The 18,645-nt window shown below is 63.7% G+C and carries 15 protein-coding genes; 8 read left to right on the forward strand and 7 right to left on the reverse strand.

All coding sequences use genetic code 11. The features are described 5' to 3' along the window. Positions 1 to 85: 85 nt before the first annotated feature. Together BMZ79_RS07455 and BMZ79_RS07460 are read right to left on the reverse strand one after the other, a co-directional pair. The gene (locus BMZ79_RS07455; protein WP_090638161.1) at positions 86 to 2,071 is read right to left on the reverse strand and encodes a copper amine oxidase N-terminal domain-containing protein; all 1,986 of its coding nucleotides are present in this window, start codon (positions 2,069 to 2,071) and stop codon (positions 86 to 88) included. Between the two features lie 158 nt (positions 2,072 to 2,229). Then, on the reverse strand, positions 2,230 to 2,418 hold the full coding sequence (locus BMZ79_RS07460) for a hypothetical protein (protein ID WP_218154666.1): 189 nt from the start codon (positions 2,416 to 2,418) through the stop codon (positions 2,230 to 2,232). A 196-nt stretch (positions 2,419 to 2,614) separates the two neighbouring features. Here BMZ79_RS07460 and BMZ79_RS07465 point away from each other — a divergent pair, with 196 nt between their 5' ends. Then, entirely contained in the window at positions 2,615 to 3,244 is a 630-nt protein-coding gene (locus BMZ79_RS07465; RefSeq protein ID WP_090638166.1) for a YktB family protein, read from the forward strand. A gap of 191 nt (positions 3,245 to 3,435) precedes the next feature. Here BMZ79_RS07465 and BMZ79_RS07470 read toward each other — a convergent pair whose 3' ends face one another. The 3 genes from BMZ79_RS07470 to BMZ79_RS07480 form a co-directional block, all read right to left on the reverse strand. Further along, entirely contained in the window at positions 3,436 to 4,908 is a 1,473-nt protein-coding gene (locus tag BMZ79_RS07470) for a PAS domain-containing sensor histidine kinase (protein ID WP_090638169.1), read from the reverse strand. A gap of 152 nt (positions 4,909 to 5,060) precedes the next feature. Continuing rightward, on the reverse strand, positions 5,061 to 5,618 hold the full coding sequence (locus tag BMZ79_RS07475; RefSeq protein WP_090638171.1) for an S-layer homology domain-containing protein: 558 nt from the start codon (positions 5,616 to 5,618) through the stop codon (positions 5,061 to 5,063). A 269-nt stretch (positions 5,619 to 5,887) separates the two neighbouring features. Next, positions 5,888 to 8,890, reverse strand: a complete 3,003-nt coding sequence (locus BMZ79_RS07480) for an efflux RND transporter permease subunit (RefSeq protein ID WP_090638174.1) — start codon at positions 8,888 to 8,890, stop codon at positions 5,888 to 5,890. Between the two features lie 224 nt (positions 8,891 to 9,114). Between BMZ79_RS07480 and BMZ79_RS07485 the strand changes: the two genes are divergently transcribed. The 7 genes from BMZ79_RS07485 (at position 9,115) to BMZ79_RS07510 (ending at position 15,879) form a co-directional block, all read left to right on the forward strand. After that, entirely contained in the window at positions 9,115 to 10,596 is a 1,482-nt protein-coding gene (locus BMZ79_RS07485; RefSeq protein WP_256252592.1) for a spore germination protein, read from the forward strand. A 33-nt stretch (positions 10,597 to 10,629) separates the two neighbouring features. Beyond that, complete coding sequence (locus BMZ79_RS07490; protein ID WP_177222040.1) at positions 10,630 to 11,862, forward strand: Ger(x)C family spore germination protein; 1,233 nt, start codon at positions 10,630 to 10,632, stop codon at positions 11,860 to 11,862. Positions 11,863 to 11,866: 4 nt separating this feature from the next. Further along, complete coding sequence (locus BMZ79_RS34195) at positions 11,867 to 12,112, forward strand: hypothetical protein (protein ID WP_177222041.1); 246 nt, start codon at positions 11,867 to 11,869, stop codon at positions 12,110 to 12,112. Between the two features lie 5 nt (positions 12,113 to 12,117). Next, the gene (locus tag BMZ79_RS07495; protein WP_177222042.1) at positions 12,118 to 13,245 is read left to right on the forward strand and encodes a GerAB/ArcD/ProY family transporter; all 1,128 of its coding nucleotides are present in this window, start codon (positions 12,118 to 12,120) and stop codon (positions 13,243 to 13,245) included. Between the two features lie 112 nt (positions 13,246 to 13,357). Then, a complete protein-coding gene (locus tag BMZ79_RS07500; protein ID WP_090638184.1) occupies positions 13,358 to 14,104 on the forward strand; it encodes an ABC transporter ATP-binding protein in 747 nt (248 codons plus the stop codon). After that, positions 14,101 to 15,123: an ABC transporter permease gene (locus BMZ79_RS07505; protein WP_090638186.1), complete on the forward strand. Its 1,023-nt coding sequence runs from the start codon at positions 14,101 to 14,103 to the stop codon at positions 15,121 to 15,123. Before BMZ79_RS07500 ends, BMZ79_RS07505 begins: the two co-directional genes overlap by 4 nt. A gap of 90 nt (positions 15,124 to 15,213) precedes the next feature. Further along, a complete protein-coding gene (locus BMZ79_RS07510) occupies positions 15,214 to 15,879 on the forward strand; it encodes a TetR/AcrR family transcriptional regulator (protein ID WP_090638188.1) in 666 nt (221 codons plus the stop codon). 185 nt (positions 15,880 to 16,064) lie between these two features. On the opposite strand, the gene BMZ79_RS07515 is transcribed toward BMZ79_RS07510, so the two are convergent. After that, positions 16,065 to 17,261, reverse strand: coding sequence for an MFS transporter (locus BMZ79_RS07515; RefSeq protein ID WP_090638191.1), 1,197 nt, complete (start codon positions 17,259 to 17,261; stop codon positions 16,065 to 16,067). 21 nt (positions 17,262 to 17,282) lie between these two features. After that, entirely contained in the window at positions 17,283 to 18,533 is a 1,251-nt protein-coding gene (locus BMZ79_RS07520; RefSeq protein WP_090638193.1) for an MFS transporter, read from the reverse strand. Positions 18,534 to 18,645: the final 112 nt, after the last annotated feature.

Below are 18,645 nucleotides of genomic sequence, written 5' to 3' on the forward strand. Positions count from 1 at the left end.
GCCCAAAGCAAAGGCCTCCGGTCCATGGATTCCATGGACCGGAGGCCTTTTTGCGCTTGCCTGCTGCGCTGCGGCGACCTCTCGCTTACCAGCGGACCTCCGGCAGCGGCAGGAACGTCATGGCGATCGGAAGATTGCTCCCCGCCGCCAGCGTGAACGTGATGTCGACCGCCTCTTCCGTGTTGCCGGTCCGGTACAGCACCGCCGCTTGGGTATTGTTCATCATCGACGCCGTGACGAGCTGGCCGTTGACCATGAACGCTCCGATATACAATCCGCCCCGCGGATTGAGCGCGATCAGCGTATGCGGCGACACGTGGGACAAGTGCATGCGGTACAGCGTGCCGAAGTTGCCCGTGTTGTACTGCAGCTCGCCGTTCGTGTCGTCGATGCCGTCCAGGTACCGGTCGATCGTCTTGTCGCCGAGCACGATGCGCTGTTCGGCGTCCCCGAGCGCGTCGTCGATCACGACGGAACGGTCGGCGTTGTAGAACGTCCCGCGGACGTGAATGCCGTCCCGCGGAAGCACCGGCAGGTACGGCAGCTCGGCGATCGCGCTTTTGCCCGCCGCCACGACCACGATGTGGAACTGCAGCTCCTGATCGCTGAAGATGTCCGCGTACGCGGTCAGCACGTCGTTCATCTTCATCGGCGTCTTCGACAGATCGGGCAGAATTTCGACCGTCTGATGCGGCCGAACCGTCAGCCATTTCGGCTCCGGGTTGCTTTGGTACGCGTTCAAGTAGCGCACCGTGGCCATTTTGCCCGTGTTGCCCACGACCGGATCCGGTCCGCCGATGCCGACGGAGCTCGTGTTGACGTTCACGGTCGTGCCGTTGTTGTTCGTCGCGAGCAGGTACATCCGGACCGGATAGCCGATCTTGTTCACGTTATGAAACATGAAGCGGACTTGGCCGGTCAGCTGGGCCTGGTACACGATGCCTTCCTGCGTCAGCGTCTCGGGGCTGTTGCTGCGCACCAGCTGGGACGACTCGGATTGTATCGTATACGGGATCGCCGGCATCTTCGGCACCGAATCCGGATTGATCGCGAAGTTGCTGCCCGTCGGCGTGTTCAGCCGGTAGTACTCGTCCTTCGTGTACAGCACCTCGTTCGTGACGGTGACCGTCTTCGTGACGGTCGACGTCAGGCCGTGCGCGTCTTCGACGGTCAGCGTGACCGTCTTGTCGCCCGGTTCGAAGAACACCGTGTCGTTGCCCGCGAACGTGCGTTTGACGATGGCGTTCTCGTCGTCCGTGCTCTGGTCGATGTATCGGATTTCCTCGCCGATCCGGTATTGCGGCTTATCGGTCGTGAAATCCGCGACCGGCGGCTGGTTCGGCGCCTTGACCACGACGGTGACGGAGTACGGATCGCTCCACGTCCCGTTCGAGTCCTCCACCTGCCGGGTCACGACATAGGTGCCGGGCTCCGGAAACACGTCCATCCGGCCGTTCCAGCGCTCGTCGACGAACGGGAGGCCCGTCGGATTATCGGAACGGTCGACGTAGGACGCGACCGTCTGGCCCGCGTAAATCTCCGCCGGCTGCACCGCGAACGCCGCCGTCGGCTTCTGCGGAATGACGACGGAGGACCACTTGAGCGTAATCGTCTTGCCGACGACCGCGATCGTGCTGTCGGCCATCTCGCCCCACGAGCGGAGCGGCACCATCAAGTAGCCGTTCGAAATGTACGCCGCGCCCGTCAGCTTCATCAGCACGCCGTCGCGGTACGCGTAGCCGCTGCCGATTTTGAACACCAGCTCGTGCCGGTCGCTCTTCGCGACGGACTCCTTCTTCTGGGCGTCGTACGAGATGCGGTACCCGTAGCGCGCCGCGATCGAACTGAACGGAATGAACGTCCGGCCGTTCATGTTCGCGACCGGCTGCGCCGATGTGTACGGCTGTCCGTTGTGCACCATCGCGGCGCTCCCCATGGTCAGCGAGAGCGTGTCCGTGACGGGAGTCCCCTCAAGAGTCGAAATGCCCTCCGCGGACGCGGGTGCCGATGCCGCGTACGCGAAAGGCAGGATTAAGAACGATGCGATCAACAACCATTTCAATGCTTTCATGCCTGGTCTCCTTTGCCTTCTCTCTCGTTTGGCTATCGCGCGAAACGCGCCATGGCCGGCTGTTCTTCAGCCTACTATGACAAGTTTAACGCGATAACCGACAAAAAAGTTGCGAAAAAGAAGCAAAGCGCCATGGTTTGGACACATCTTGAGGCCGGTCAGCCGTTCACGCGCATGTTGATCAGGAAGAAAGCGACCATCGCGGCGAACGACGCCAGGCAGAGCACGGCCGACGTCAGGCGGCGTTTCTTCGTCCGGGCGAGCCGCGGCGCGTCGGCCTCCTGGCGGGCCAGCGTCACCGACCGGTGCATGAACAGATACACGATCGCCAGTGCCACGAAAATCATGTTCGAAACAAACCATAATTGCTGCCAATACATGTAGGACCTCTCCCTTGGGCGTTCTGCTGCTATCGTAAAGAAGACTACCGGAATCGCCGCGAGATTGCAAACGGGCAGGTATGCTATAATGAACGAACGACTACCGGGCTGCCCCGTGCGGCCGAAAGGATGATTCACGGCCATGACGCCGATTACCGCACCAATGGCGCGCCCCTTCGCGGGTTTCGCGCCCGAAGATTTCGACGTATTCGCCATTCCGGGCCTCGAGCCCCGCATGGACGCCCTCATCGCCCGGGTTCGTCCCAAGCTGAACGAGCTCGGAGAGCGGCTCTCGCCGTTCCTGACCGAGCTCTGCGGCGAGCCGATGTTCCCGCATGTCGCCAAGCACGCGCGGCGGACGATCAATCCGCCGAACGATACATGGATCGCCTTCGCCCCGGGCAAGCGCGGCTACAAGATGTTCCCGCACTTCCAGATCGGCTTGTTCGGCTCCCATCTGTTCGTGCAGTTCGCCATCATCTACGAGTCCGACAACAAGTCGGTCTTCGCGGAGCATGCCCTGCAGCAGTTGGACGACATCGAGACGCATATCCCCGGCCACTACGTCTGGTCCGGCAACCATATGGTGCCCGGCGGGGACACGCAGGCCGAGCTGGGCCGCGACGGCCTCGCCAAGCTGCTGGAACGGCTTCGCGCGGTCAAGGCGTCCGAGGCGCTGTGCGGCATTACGATCGATCGCGCGGACCCGATTCTGCGGGACGGCGAGGCGTTCGTCGCCAAAGCCGCGGATACGTTCCGGACCGTGCTGCCGCTGTACAAAATGTCGTTTTGATCCGTCTTCCGCCGGCCGGCCTCGGGCCGCAAGCGACGCGCGGGCAAGAAAACGACGCGCACGAAAGATAAACGAATCGTAGACGAGTACGGATTACAAGGACAACATTCGCACAGAAACAAGGCCGCGGGAGCTCGAGCTCCCGCGGCCTTGTTTTCGCGATCGTCCATCGCTCGCGCGCGGACCGTCCGTCACGGATGTTCCAGGGCGATCGGCAGCACGACGTCGATCGTCGTCCCCTTGTTCAGCTTGCTCTTGACGAGCAGCTCGCCGCGGTGCGCCTCGATGATTTTGTAGCACATCATCAGCCCGAGCCCCGTCCCCTTCTCCTTCGTGCTGTAGAACGGCTCGCCCAGCTTCGACAGCCGCTCCTTGGGAATGCCGGCGCCCTGGTCGACGAAACGGATCATGACGTGCCGCTTGTTCTTGGGTTTCACCTGGATGGCGAGCTGGCCGCCGTTCGGCATCGCTTCGATGGCGTTCTTGATCACGTTGACGAACACCTGCTTCATCTGCGCTTCGTCGCACTGGATCGCCCGGACGTCGGGATCGAAATCCGTCTGCACCTCCACGTTATTCAGCAGCGCCTGCGGGTTCAGCAGCGTCAAGATATCCTCGATCAATTTGCGGAGGTCCTTCCGCTGATGGTTCATCGCCTGCTCCGGCTTGGCGAGCAGCATGAATTCGCTGACGATCGTGTTGATCCGTTCCAGCTCCGACAGCATGATCTCCAAGTAGCTGCCGTTCTCGTTCGTGCGGGATTGAAGCAGCTGCACGAAGCCCTTGATCGCCGTGAGCGGATTGCGGATTTCATGAGCGACGCCCGCGGCGAGCTGGCCGACGGCGGACAGCTTGTCCGACCGGCGCAGGAACGCCTCCGTCCGCTTGCGTTCCGAAATGTCCCGGATGACGGTCTGAATGACGGGCTTGCCCAAAAATTCGTTCACGGTGGTGCTGCACGCCTCGACCTCGACGATCTCCCCGTTCAAGCGGCAAAGCTGGTATTCCGAATAGCCCGTGCCGCCGCCGGCGATGATCCGCCTGATCGTGTTCGCGGTGTACTGGTGCTGTTCGGGATGAATGAAATCGAAAATCGACCGTCCGACGACGTCGTCCGAAGCGGCCGCGCCGAGCAGCTCCATGCCCGCGTCGTTGAGATAGATCAAGATGCCCTCGCTGTGGATCGCGATCGGCTCCGGCAGCCGTTTCAGCAGCTGGCGATAGCGTTGATCGTTATCCCGAAGCATGTTTTCCGTCTGCTTGTACGCCGTAACCTCGACGATCTGCAGCAGATAGCGCAGCGCTTCCCCGTCTTCGCGAAAGCGGCTGCAGCCGAACTTCGCCCAGACGGTATGGCCCTGCCGGTGGATGAACCGCAGCTCCGCATGAAACGAAACGACCCGCCCGACCGCCATGTCCGTCGCCAGGCGCAGGCACGCCGCGCGGTCGTCGGGATGGGCGACGGCGGGAAAACGAAGCGTCTGCAGCTCCTCTTCCCCGTAGCCCGTCACGTCGCAAAACGCGCGGTTGGCCCGGAGAACCCGCCCGTCCGCCGCGACGATCGCGATCCCGCTCATCGAAACCTGGAAGGCATGCCGGAAAATATCGCGGCCGGACGCGTTCAACCCGTCTTGTCCGGCGTTGCGGTCCCTGTTAGCGCTCATATATGACCCTCACTCGTCCTGCGATTATTGACGCGAAGTGCGATAATTAAGGAAGCCGCCCCGAATGATCGTCCGATCGCGCGCCGCTTATCGGCCTTGACCGTCATACCGAGGAACATTCGCATGGCCGCCGTTTTTTCCGTCCGTGACGATCAATCGACCGCGCCGATCCCGCGCAGCAGCCGGAACAGCGCCGCCGCCGCTTCCTCCAGCGTCAGCGGATCGTGCGGGCGGAAGCCGCCGCCGGTCTCGCCGCCGCAGAATCCGAGCCGCCATGCCTTCTCCGCGGCGTCCCGCGCCCAGTCCGGGATCGCCCGCTCGTCCGGCGCGCGGTCCGTCCGCTCGACGGCTTGCGCCTCCACGCCGGCGGCGGCCAGCATGTCGATCAGGAGCACCGCCGTCTCGGCGCGCGTAATCGGCAGCGAGGGGTCGTCCTGCACGCCGGGAAACCCGCGCCCGAGCCCGGCCCGGACGACCGCGTTCACCGCGTCGTCGTACGGTTCTCCCGGCGCGGCGCCCGAGCCCGGCTTGTCGGCGCCGCGGAGGACTCCGAGGCTCCTGGCCATGAGGGCGACCCACTCGGCCCGCGACACGCAGCGGTCGGGCTCGTACCCTTCCGCCTTTACGAACTGACTCAGATTGATACCCGCCAGCATCGACATCGGCTTCCCCTCCCAACCGCCGTTCGGATCGACGTTTTTTTCGTACAAGAACTAAATTAACACAGAATCGGCTACGGTTTCTGTCGCTTGCGGCCGCCGTTTCTTGTTTTGTTTTGTCGAACGGATAGGCCGCCGGTCCCCGGTTCCGCCGGCATAAACGCGCGGTCCGGCGCGGCGGCAACCCTCGGGGACGCGTACGCGCGCGCCGCAAACGCCAAACGCCCCCGAAGGGCGTCCCTGCCATGCGGCACGGACCGGCTCCCTTGGAGGCGTCGCTCTTACGGTCTACCCGCTAAGGCCGGATCGCCGCCGCTTGCTTACGCGGCGTGCTCCGCGCGGGCGCTGACGCGCTGGCGCTTGGACTTGCGGAAGAAGAACAATTCGTAGATGCACGGCACGATCACGAGCGTCAGCAGCGTGGCCGCGGCCAGACCGCCGATGACGACGATCGCGAGGCTTTGCGAGACGATGCTTCCGCTCTCCGTCGAGCCGAAGACGAGCGGCAGCATCGCGGAGATCGTAGCGATCGCCGTCATCAGAATCGGACGGGCGCGGGTCGCCGCCGCTTCGATCAGCGCTTCGCGGATCGTTATGCGCTGCTCGTTTTGCTTCACGCGGTCGATGAGCACGATCGCGTTCGTCACGACGATGCCGACCAGCATGAGCGCGCCGAAGACGGCGGTGAAGTCCGGCGAGACGCCCGATACGAGCAGGCCGACGACCGCGCCGATCGCCGCGAGCGGCAGCGAGCACAGGATCGCGAGCGGCGCGCGCAGCGTTTTGAACGTGACGACCATGATCAGATAGACGATGCCGATCGCGATCATCATGATGATGCCGAGATCCGCGAAGTCGGAGGATTGGTCCGCGGAGGCGCCCCCGACGGTATACGTGACGCCGTCCGGCTTCTTCAGCTCGCCGACCCGCTTCGTGATTTCCTTGCCGACGACGGACAGCTGCTTCGGATCGACGTCCGCGGCGACGCGCACGTACGGCTTGCCGTCCTTATGGTAATACACGCTGGGTTGCTCGCTCTTCACGAGCTTCGCGACCGACGAGACCGGCGCCGGGCCGGCGGCCGTCATGATCGCGAGGCGGTTCAGGTCGCTTTGCGATTTCGGATCGACGGACGGCTCCAGCACGACGCTCGTCGCTTGCCCGTCGATCGTCACGGAGCCGAGCGGAATCGGGTTCAGCAGGCCTTGCAGCTGGGACGCCACTTCCTGGCCGTTCGACTTGGCCGGATCCAGCACGAACGTATAGACCGGTTTCTTTTCTTCCTGGTTCGTCTTCACCTTCAGGACGTCCTTGACCGGCTTGACGGCCGCGACGACGTCGTCCGCGCCCTTGGCGATGGCGTCGAGATCGTCGCCCGTCACGTCGACGAGCACCTGCGTGCCGCCGGAGCCGCTCATGAAGTCCATGGCGCCCGCGTTCAAATCCGCCCCCGGATACGAGGAGCGCTGCTTCTGCACGTCGGCGATGACCTTCTCGGCGTCCGCGCCTTTCTTCATTTGGACCAGGTACGTCACGAGCGTCGGCGAAGACACTTCGCCGTATTGCGCGCCGTCGGAGCTGTTGCCGTTCTGCATCATGACCCAATCGATGCCGGCCTGCTTGCCGAGGAACGCCTCCAGCTTGCGTCCGCCCGCGACGACGTCGTCATGCGGCGTCTCGCTCGGATATTCCAGCGAGATGTTGAGGTTCGACGCGCTGGACGAGTCGAGCGCCCCTTTCGGCATCGCCATGTATGCGCCGACGGAGCCGGCCAGCAGCGCGACCGAGACGACGAGCGGCACCCATTTGCGCGCCAGGCACCAGCCGAGGAACTTCGAGAACCGCTTGGAGCCTTCGTGCTCCTTCATCTTCGTATTGCGCAGCAGCGCGGCGCTCAGCAGCGGCACGACCGTCAGCGCGACAAGCAGGGACGAGAGCAGCGAGTACGTGACCGTGAGCGCGAACGGCAGCAGGAACGCCTGCAGCGAGCCGCGCAGCAGCCCCATCGGCAGGAACACCGCGACCGTGACGAGCGTGGACGACGTAATCGCCGTCGCCACTTCTTTGGTGGCGTCCGTGATCAGGCCGAGCGAGAACGGCTCGTGCTGCAGCCTGCGGTAGATATTCTCGATGACGACGATGCTGTCGTCGACGAGACGGCCGACCGCGACCGCGACGCCGCCGAGCGTGATGATGTTCAGCGTCACGCCGGACGCTTGCAGCAAGTACAGCGTAATGCCGAGCGACAGCGGGATCGAGACGATCGTCACGAGCGTCGCCCGCAGGTTGCGCATGAACAGCAGGATGACGATCGTGGCGAACAGCGCGCCCATCAGCACTTCACGCAGCATGGAATTGACGGAATGCACGACCTGCTCCGACGTGCTGGACAAGACCCGGATGCCGACGCCGTCCACGTCCTTGTTCAGCCGGTCGACCGTCTCCCGCACCGCGTCGCCGACCTTGACGGCGTTGGCGTTCGCGGACTTGGATATGGTCAGCATGAGCACGTCTTTGCCGTTCAGGCTGCTGATGCTTTCCGCCTGGCTCGCGAGCTTGACGTCCGCCACGTCGCCGAGCGTCACGCCCTGCGCCACCGGCAGCTTGCGGAGCGTCCCGACGTCGCTCACGTTCGCTTCGACGATCACGTTGCCGGAGGCGCCGTCGATCGTTTTCTCGCCGACGGATGCCGCGACGTTCCGCCCTTGCAGCACGCCCATGAGCGCCTGGAACGGCACGCCTTTGGCGGCGAGCTTCGCCGCATCCGGCACGATCGATACGCTCGGGGCGGATTTGCCGCCCAGGGATACTTGGCCCGCGCCGTCGATTTTCTTGAATGCGTCGATCAGGTCCTTCTCGACGCGGTCCCGGTCGGTTTCCTTCACGCCGTCCAGGCTGACGGACACCCACGAGATCGGAATCATCGAGGTGTTGAACTGCACGACGTACGGCGTCATGACCCGCTCCGGCAGCTGCACGGCGCGAACCGCCGCTTCGACTTCGGTTTTCGCGTCCTTCATGTTCGTCTTGGAATCGAACGACAAATCGATCTTGGAGTAGCCGTTCCCGGAAGACGAGGTCATCAGCGTCTTGCCCTTGACGAACTGCACGGCGTCCTCGAGCTTGTTCGTGACCTTCGTCTCCATCGACTTGGCGTCGTAGCCCGGTCCGATCGCGGCGATCGTGACCATCGGGTTATCCGCTTCCGGCAGAAACTCCATCGGCAGCCGGAAATAGCTGACCGCCCCCATCGCCAGCGCCATCAGCACGACGAGCTTCATGGCGGCCTTGTTATTGAACGCCCATTTCGTAATCCACTGCATGTACTCCCCATTCTCCCTTCAAACTATGGTTCTCCTCGGAACTCCCTGTTAAAGTCTACCTTCCCGGACGGGGGGACCGTAAACGTCTCGAGACCAGTCTTTATCCCCGTCCCGAGACGGAGGCGGGACTGCGACTCGCGTCCGCGGCACGCCGTCCGATGCATAAAAACCGGCTTCGTTTGGAACGCTGTTAATCAAGCGAAGGCTGGAAAGGAAGGGAGCTTATGCCACTACCGATATTTACGGATATGGACCGCAATTACGCTTATATCCGCTCCCGCTTCAATCCTTGCTCGGATCTCGTCCTGTTCCGTTGGAATTACGGTCCCAAGCTCGGCCGCAGGGCGCTCTCGGTCTACCTGGACACGCTCGTGCTGGACAAGCGCACCAATTTCTTCAAGCAGCTCCTTCAGGACCTCGTCGACCACGAGATCGGCGACGGCACCGAAGTGACGCCGGACATGATCATGCGGCAGTTCAGCAACCATGTCGCTTCGGAAGAATCCGCCACGCTCGTCGACGCGCTGGAGGATGTCGAGCGTCTCGTGCTGAGCGGCTGCCTGGTCATCTTCATCGACGGCTGGAGCCGGGCGCTGTGCTTCCGCGCCGGCCGGTTCGAGACGAGGCAGGTGGACGAGCCGGTCACGGAGCCCGTCGTGCAAGGGCCGCGGGAATCGACCGTCGAGAACCTGAAGAAGAACATCGGCATGATCCGGTCGCGCGTGCAGAGCTCCGCGGTGAAATTCAATTTCATTCAGACCGGCGGCAACGCGCGCACGACCGTCGCGTTCGGCTATCTGGAAGGCGCGGTCGGGCAAGAGGTGCTCGACGCTTTCGTGGACCGGATCGGCCGGCTGCCGGACGCGGACGTGCTGGAGACGAGCTATATCGAGGACGTCCTGGAGGAGCGCACGTGGACCCCGTTCCCGCAGTTCCGGTACACGGAGCGGACGGACGTCGCCGCCTCCGCCCTGCTGAACGGCAAAATCATCGTGCTCGTCGAAGGGACGGGAAGCGTGCTGATCGGCCCGACCACGCTGTTCGAGCTGCTGCAGTCGAGCGAGGATTTCTACCAGCGCACGCTGATGGCCAATTTCATCCGCTTCCTCCGGTTCCACGCCCTTATGATCGCGCTCGGCCTGCCGAGCCTGTATATCGCGATATCGACGTTCCATCCGGAAATGATTCCGACCGTGCTCCTGCTCGCCGTCGTCGACGCCCGGGAAGGCATCCCGTTCCCGGCGTTCCTGGAAGCGATCATCATGGTCTTCATTTTCGAGATCCTTCGGGAAGCGGGCATCCGGCTGCCGCGCCCGGTCGGGTCGGCCGTCAGCATCGTCGGCGCGCTCGTCGTCGGCGAAGCCTCGATCAACGCCGGCATCGTCTCGCCGAGCATGGTCGTGGTCATCGCCTTGACCGGGATCGCGTCGTTCGCGCTGCCCCAATACAATCTGGCCGTCTCGCTCCGGCTGCTCCAGCTGCCGCTCATGGTTCTGTCCGCCTTGCTCGGCATTTTCGGGCTTATGATCGGGTTTTCCCTCATGTGGATCCACCTCATCGGCCTGAAGTCGCTCGGCGTGCCTTATATGAAGCCGCTGGCGCCGTGGACGGTCGGCGAGCTGCAGAACACCGTCCTGCGGAGACCGCTCAAGGTACTGATGAAACAAACCGAAGCCCGGCGGACGCGGTCGAAGGGGACCCGCTAGCTTGCGGGAGACGGGGACGTGGAGGAGATGCGCATGCGAACGAAGCGGATACGGTTTATGGCCCTGGCGGCGCTGCTGCTGAGCTGCGGCTTGGCCGTCTCCGGCTGCGGAGACCGGGCGGAGCTGCCCGAGAAAGGCTTCGTCATGGGCGTCGGCATCGACGACGCGGGCAGCGGCCAGGTGCTGGTCACGTTTCAAATCTACAAGCCGTCCCAGACGGTCGCCTCCCGGGGCAAGAGCGGCACGCCTTATGTCAACGTGCGCACGAAGGACACTTCCGTCATGGAAGCCATCCGGGACGTCACGATCCACCTCGGGCGCAAAGCCCAATTCAGCCACACGCGGGTCATCCTGGTCAGCGAGAAAATCGCCCGCAAAATTCCCGTGCCGCAGCTGCTCGATATTTTCTACCGCGACAACGAGCCGCGGCTGACGATTACGCTCATGATCACGAAGGGCAACGCGTCGGACTACTTCGATCAGCGGCCTTTTATCGAAAACACCGTGAGCCAGCAGTATTATTTAAGCGAACGGTCCGAGAATTATTTCAGCGGCAAGACGATCGGCACGAACTTGCTGCAGCTGGCGCTGCAGCTGCGCGGCGAATCGCAGGTCGGCGCGATCCCGTATCTGGCGCTCGACGAGCGAATCACCCGATCCGAGCCGGGCGTGGCCGGACTCGCGATCATCAAGGACGGTCTCGTGACGGACCGGTTCAGCGGCCAGGAGACGGAAGGCCTGCTCATGCTGATGAGCCGCTACACGAACGGCATCGTCGAAATTCCGTGCGCGCGCGGCGGAAGCTCCCGCGGCGGCGAGGAGGCGGACGCGGAGGAAGACGGCGCCGTTCCGCTCGACGAAGCGGCCGAAATGCTCCGATTCGACAGCCATCGTTCCGTTGCGTTCGGCAAGGACGGCGTCAAGGTGCGGTACCGCATTCGCACGGTCGTCGCGAATCTGGAGCTGTCCTGCACGAAGCTCGGCAACGAGCGTCTGGAGCAGGCGTACGAGGATAAGATCTCCGCGGCCATCCGGCAGCAGATGATGAGCGCGATGACCCGCCTGCGCCAGGAAAAAGCGGACCTCCTCGGCATCGGCAACGAAATTTACAAACGCGATCCGCGACTGTGGCGCAAATGGAAGCCGGACTGGCCGGAGCGGTTCGCCAAGCTCGACTGCGAAATCGAGGTCGAGACCGTCATCGCGACGCACGGCACGGAAACCGGCAATACGCTGCTGCAGCCAATCCAAGACGAACGGAAGTGAACCCATGTTCGTTGCGCTCGTGATCGTATGCATCGCCGGCATGATGCTGGTCGACTACAAAGACGGCAAAGGCGAAGGGCCGCGGCCCGTGCGGACGAAGCTGCTCTACGGGACGCTGCTCGCCTTGACCGTGTACCACATGACGCGCGCCGCGGGCGCGTTTCATTTGTTTACCTATTACGATTCCGCCAACGCGTTGTTCGGACCGATGGCGGACGCGCTGTACAAATGGTTTCAAGCGAAAGGGTGAAGCGGATGAACATCAAAATCACGGCCAACCAGGCGGCGCTCCTGCTGTTCGTCTTTTTGACCAGCTCGTCCATCATCAACATCCCGTCCCCGATGATTCAATTCGCGGGCAACGCCGCCTGGATCAGCATCCTCGTCTCCTCGGCCGGCGGCATGCTGACGATTCTGCCGGTGATCCTGCTGGCCAAGCGCTACCCCGGCCAAAACTTCGTCGCGTACAGCCGGAGCGTCGTCGGCGCGCCGGTCGCCGTCGTGCTTTCCCTCATGATGCTGTACTATCAGATCCATATGGGCGCGGCCATCGTGCTCGACATCGCCCTGTTCCTGAACAGCTCCATGATGCGCAATACGGACGGCTACTGGTTCGTGCTGCTCTCCTTTCTGGTCGCCGCCCTGTCCGTGCGCGCGGGGATGGACAAGCTTGCCGGCCTCTTCCCCATCCTGATGGGCAGCGTCATGCTGTTCGTGGTGCTCATCGTCCTGCTGTCCGTCAACAACTTCACGTTCGGCCACCTGCTTCCCGTCCTGCCGGACGGCATCAAGCCCATGCTGCAGGGCATTTATTTCTCGTACGGGTTTCCGTACGGCGAAGTCGTCCTGTTCGCCATGCTGCTCTGCTTCGTGCCCGATTTCGGGAAGCATTTCGAGTTCAAGGCGCTGCTCGCGGTGATCGTGAACGCCGCGTCGCTGGCGGGCACGACGTTCGTCACCATCCTGGTGTTCGGACCGATCGCCGGCGAACGCAAATATTCCCTATTCGAGGTCGCGCGCTCCGCCGACCTGATCGACGTCTTCTCCCGGCTCGAAGCGCTCATCGGCTACTCGCTCATCCTGGCCTCGTTCATGAAGACGACGCTCGTGCTCTTCACCGCGCATCAGACCTGCGCGCAGCTGCTGAAGCTGAAGAACGACCGCATGCTCGTCTTCCCGCTCGCGCTGTTCATGGCATCCGTATCGCTCGCGGCGATGACGCGGGGCGAGGCGAAATGGGCGTACGAGGTCACGGTCATTCATCCCCTCTGGGGCATGTCGTGCGCGGTGCTGCCGATGCTGATCGTCTTCGCGGTCTCGCTCGCGCGCGGCACGAAACAACGGAAAGCCCCGGCCGAAGCTCCTTCGGACGCCCCGTCATAAAAAAGCGCTCGCCACCGCTGTGAAAATGAGTGATTACTCACTTCACAAATCGGATCATTGCGCATATGATGAATGTGAGTAATCACTCATTTCGTTGGAAAGGCGTGATGACATGTCCGAAAATACGGCCGCTTCTCCTCCCGTCGTCGACGTCCGCGGCGTCTCGCGGCGCTTCGGGAGCCGGACGGTGCTGGATGACGTCTCGCTGCGGGTCGGAGCCGGCGAGCTGTTCGGCCTGCTCGGGCCTTCGGGCTCCGGCAAGACGACCTTGATCAAGCTGATGACCGGCATCGACCGCGCCGACGGCGGCTCCGTCCGCCTGCTCGGCGAACGGATGCCCAAGCTCGCGATGCTGCAGCGGTTAGGCTACATGGCGCAGTCCGACGCGCTCTACGGCGAGCTGACCGCCAAGGAAAACCTCGCGTTCTTCGGCTCGCTGTACGGCCTGAAGGGCGAACGGCTCGCGAAGCGCATGCAGGCGGCCATGGCGCTCGTCGATTTGGAGGCGGATCTGAACAAGGCCGTCTCCGCCTACTCCGGCGGCATGAAGCGGCGGCTGTCGCTCGCCATCGCGCTGCTGCACGAGCCCGAGCTGCTCGTGCTCGACGAGCCGACCGTCGGCATCGATCCCGTGCTGCGCCGGTCCATCTGGCGCGAACTCGGCGACATGCGCCGCAGCGGCACGACGATCGTGCTGACGACGCACGTCATGGACGAAGCGGAGAAATGCGACCGGCTCGGCCTGATCCGCGACGGCAGGCTGACGGCGGTCGGCACGCCGGAAGACATCAAGCGGCAGAGCGGCGCGTCTTCCATCGAAGAAGCGTTCATCGCCCTCGGGGGAGGTGCGCGCGCATGAGAATCCGCGCCTTGGCCATCCGCATCGTCCGCCAGTTCCTCCGCGACAAGCGGACGCTCGCGCTGCTCTTCCTCGCCCCGCTGCTCATTCTCGGCCTCATGAAGCTCGTGTTCAACGGCAACGCGATCGAGCCGGCGATCGGGCTCGCGGGGGCGCCGCCGGCGGCCATCGAACGCCAGCTCGAGCAAGCCGGCGCCGACGTCGCCGTCTACGACGGCCGGCAGGCCGCCGAAGACGCGCTTCGGGACCGCAAGCTGGACGCATACCTGACGTTCGAAGGCGGCGCGCCCGCGCTCCGCCTGGAGGGCAGCGACCCGTCCGTGAACAAGTCGGTCCTGCTGCTGCTCCAGCGCGCGCTGAGCGCCGGCTCGGCATCCGCGCAGCCCGCGGTGACGTACCTGCACGGCAGCCCGGACATGGCGTCCTTCGACTCGTTCGGCCCGGTGCTTATCGGCTTCTTCTCCTTCTTCTTCGTCTTCATGCTCGCCGGCGTGTCGTTCCTTCGCGAGCGCACGAGCGGTACCCTGGAGCGGCTGCTCGCGACGCCGATCCGCCGTACCGAGGTCGTCCTCGGCTACCTGGCGGGCTTCGGGCTGTTCACGCTGCTTCAGGCGGCGCTGATCGCCTGGTTCTCGATCGACGTGCTCGGCCTCTACATGGACGGCTCGATAGGGTATGTCCTGCTGCTCAATCTGCTGCTCTCGCTCACGGCGCTGACGCTGGGGACGCTGCTGTCCTCCTTCGCGAGCAACGAGTTCCAGATCATTCAGTTCATCCCGCTCGTGGTCGTGCCGCAGGTGTTCTTCTCGGGCTTGTTCAATCTCGATGCCATGACGCCGTGGCTGCAGCATCTGAGCCGCATCATGCCGCTCTATTACGGAGCCGACGCGATGCGGAACATCATGATCCGCGGCGAAGGCTGGTCGGGGATCGCGACGGACGTCTGGGTGCTCGCGGGCTTCTCCGCGGCGTTCGCCCTGCTGAACGTCGTCGCCTTGAAGAAGCACCGCGCCATTTGACTCGCATGGTTGCCGCGCCCTGTGCTAGGATGATGTAGGGCAAGAGGCGGCGAAACAATGAAATTCAGCGCGTGGTTAGGAGTTGGCGCCATGAGCGACACGGTGGAAGCATGGATCGAAGAGCTGTTGAAGAGCGACGGCGCGGGCGGGAAAATGACGGAGAAGCAGGCGCGCATCGTCCAATCCGCGATCGAGGTCTTCGCCGAGAAAGGATACGCCGCGTCCTCGACCAGCGAGATCGCCCAGCGCGCGGGGGTCGCCGAAGGCACGATCTTCCGTCATTACAAGACGAAGAAGGACCTGCTGTTCGCGATCGTCGCGCCCGCGATGACGAAGCTGCTCGCGCCGTTCGTGCTGCGCGGCTTCCATAAAGTGCTCGATACGGAGTACGAGAGCTACGACCAAGTGCTGCGCGCGATGATCGAGAACCGCATCGAATTTTTGCGCAAGCATCGCAACATCCTGAAAATTTTGCTGCAGGAGATTCCGTTCCATCCCGAAATGCAGGAGCGGTTTCAGCGGGACGTGCTCGGCCTCGTCTTGGAACGGCTGCGCAAGCTCGTCGCCAAGTTCCAGGACAAAGGCCAGATGGCGGAGCTGCCGTCGTCGACCGTCGTCCGCCTCAGCGTGTCGGCGATCATGGGCTACGTGGCCGTGCGCACGGTGTACGGGGAGCGCGAGGACGCCGTCTGGGACGACGATTTCGAGCGCGAGGAGACGATTCGCTTCGTCATGCGCGGCCTGGGCCTCGCCTGACGGCGGCCTTCGCGAACCAAAAAAAGCTTCGCGCGGTCCGGAGACCGGGCGAAGCTTTTTGGTTATGCGCGCTGCCGGCACGACGGCGCGCCCGATAAGGAGGCTCGCGATGCAGCCCGCCGAATCGCTTGCAAGCGGCCTGCGGCGGACGCGGGCGCGAGAACGGCCCGTCCGTTCCGCCGCGCTTACGCCGAAGCCGACGACGGCTCCGACGTCTCCCGCTTGCGGTCGAGCGCCCGGAAGCGGAACAGGAAGGTCAGCGCCAGCAGCGACAGGACGCCTCCCGCCACGTAAGGCAGCGCGATATGCGCGTGGAACAGCGCAGCGCCGACGAGCGGTCCGATGATCCGGCCGAGGCTGTCCATCGACGAGCTGAGTCCGGAGGCGATGCCCTGCCCCACCGTCGTCTTCTGCGTAATGAGCGACGTGACGCACGGCCGGATCAAGGCGTTGCCGATGCCGAAGATCGCGAGATAGACCGTCGCGGCGAACAGCGAGTGCGCCGTCACGAGCAGCAGGAAGCCGGCGGCGGAGATGACGAGGCCGGCCGCGATATACATCGGCTCCTGGCCCTTGCGGATCCGCCTGCGCACGACGCCGCCCTGGATAAGCGCGCCGACCAGGCCGCAGATCAGGAACATGAAGCCGACCTGCAGCGGCGTCACGTCGAAGCGCTGGTAGCCGAACAGCTGCAGCGTCGCTTCAAGGCCGGCGAGCGACAAGGAGACGAACAGCGCGAGCACGTACAAGTATTTGAGCGAGCCCGTGAAGGCGCTCCATCGGGACGGCTTGCGCTCGTTCCCGGCTTGGCGCGCCTCCGGCGCCAGCGATTCCGGCAGCTTCGTCACGGCGACGAAGAACGTGACGAGCGCGAGCGCGGCCGCGGCGAAGAACGGCGTATTCTGCGAGACGAGGCTGAGCAGCCCGCCGAAGCCCGGGCCGATCGTGAAGCCGAGGCCGATCGACATGCCGACGAGCCCCATGCCCTTCGTCCGCTGGTCCGGCGGGGTGATGTCCGCGACGTACGCGACGATGACCGTCGTGACGGCGCCCGAGAACAAACCGCCGAGCAGGCGCGACGCGTACATGATCGGCAGGCTGCCGTCGGCGATGCCGAACAGCAGGAAGCTGGCCGCGAAGCCGAGCACGCCGGTCAGAATGACGGGCCGGCGTCCCACGCGGTCCGACAGGCCGCCCCAGAAGGGCGAGACGAGGAACGCGACGAGCGAATAGAACGACAGCATCATGCCCGTATGAAAATCGACGTAGCCCGGGCTTGCTTCTTTAATAAGCTCCGGCAAAACCGGAATAATAATCCCGAATCCGATGAACGTCGTCACCAGCATGACCATGACGACGCCAAGACGTTTATCCCTGTTCATGTTGCATTCCCTCCACTCCGATCATCGTACCACATCCGTCCGGTGTCTTGTTATGAACAAATGAAGAACAAACAAGACGAGCAGGACGGCGCCGCTGAACAGAAACGGAGCGTGCGGGCCGAGCTTGTCCCACAGCTTCCCGGACATGATGCTGCCGAATACCATGCCGAGCCCTTCGATCGTGAGGAAGAATCCCCATACGGCGCCCCGCTCCGCCTTCGGGATCGCCTGCGCGATCAGCGCGTTCCACGCGGGGATGATGCAGGCGTACCCGATGCCGACGAACGCGACGACCAGCAGCACGAGCGGCAGCTCGCGGGTATAGCCCAGCATGCCGAGCGAGAACGCCGCGACGAGGAAGCCGACGTGCAGGAACCATCGCGTGCCGAAGCGGTCCACCCATTTGCCGACGGGGATGAGCCCGAGCACCGTCACGGCGCCGCCCGCGACCAGGTACAGGCTGTATTCCTGCGGGGTCAGGTGCAGCACCGTGCGCGCGTACTGCGTGAGCACCGGCGTAAGCAGCCCGAGCGCGAAGTTCTGGGTGAACATCGCCGGATAGAGCAGCTTGCTGGCATGCAGCGAAGCGCCGACCCGGGCGAAATAACGCCGCACGCGGACGGCCGTCGGGAGATGCTTATGCTCCGATTCGGCGCGCGCGTCGCGCTCCTCCAGCGCGAACGACCGCGTCCGGCCGGGCAGGGCGAGCGCCACCAGCACGACGACGACCATCATGCCGATCAGCACGCGGAACGCCGGCGCGTACGAATGGACGATGAAGAAGTTGATGACGATCGGCCCGCAGCCGACGCCCGTCAGCCAGGCCATGTAGACGACGCTCATGATCGTGCCGCTCGCTTCGTTGCCGGCGACGGTCGTGGCGCCGTTGATGACGCACGGCCAGAGCGGCGAGGTGCCGACGCCGAGCAGCAGGCAGGCGGCCACGATCCAGCCGAACCCGCTCGCGAAGGTGATGATCAGCACCGACGCGCTCGTGAACAGCACGCCGAACAGCATGACGTACCGGTAGCCGATGCGGTCGATGATCCAGCCGAGCGGCGAGCGGAACGCGTTGTCTCCTATATATTGCAGCGCGAGCGCCCAACCGACCGCGTAAGCGGTCAGGTTCAGGTCCGTTCTCATATAGACCGGCAGAATCGAGACGAGCAGCGCGCCTTTGACGAATTCGACCAAATACATGATGACGAGCAGCTGAATGACGAACGGCGAGGACAGCGCCTTTTTGCCGCCCCAGCTCTTCGCGATTTCCATGTCGGTCCCCCCTCCAACCCTAGTTCCGGATCGCCTTTATTCCTTCTAGTCTCAACAAAAAAGCCGCTTGCAATCCCCCCCGATTTTGCTATACTCAACTTTGTTTGTAACA

Source organism: Paenibacillus sp. UNC496MF (assembly GCF_900113915.1).
Lineage (GTDB): Bacteria > Bacillota > Bacilli > Paenibacillales > Paenibacillaceae > Paenibacillus_Z > Paenibacillus_Z artemisiicola.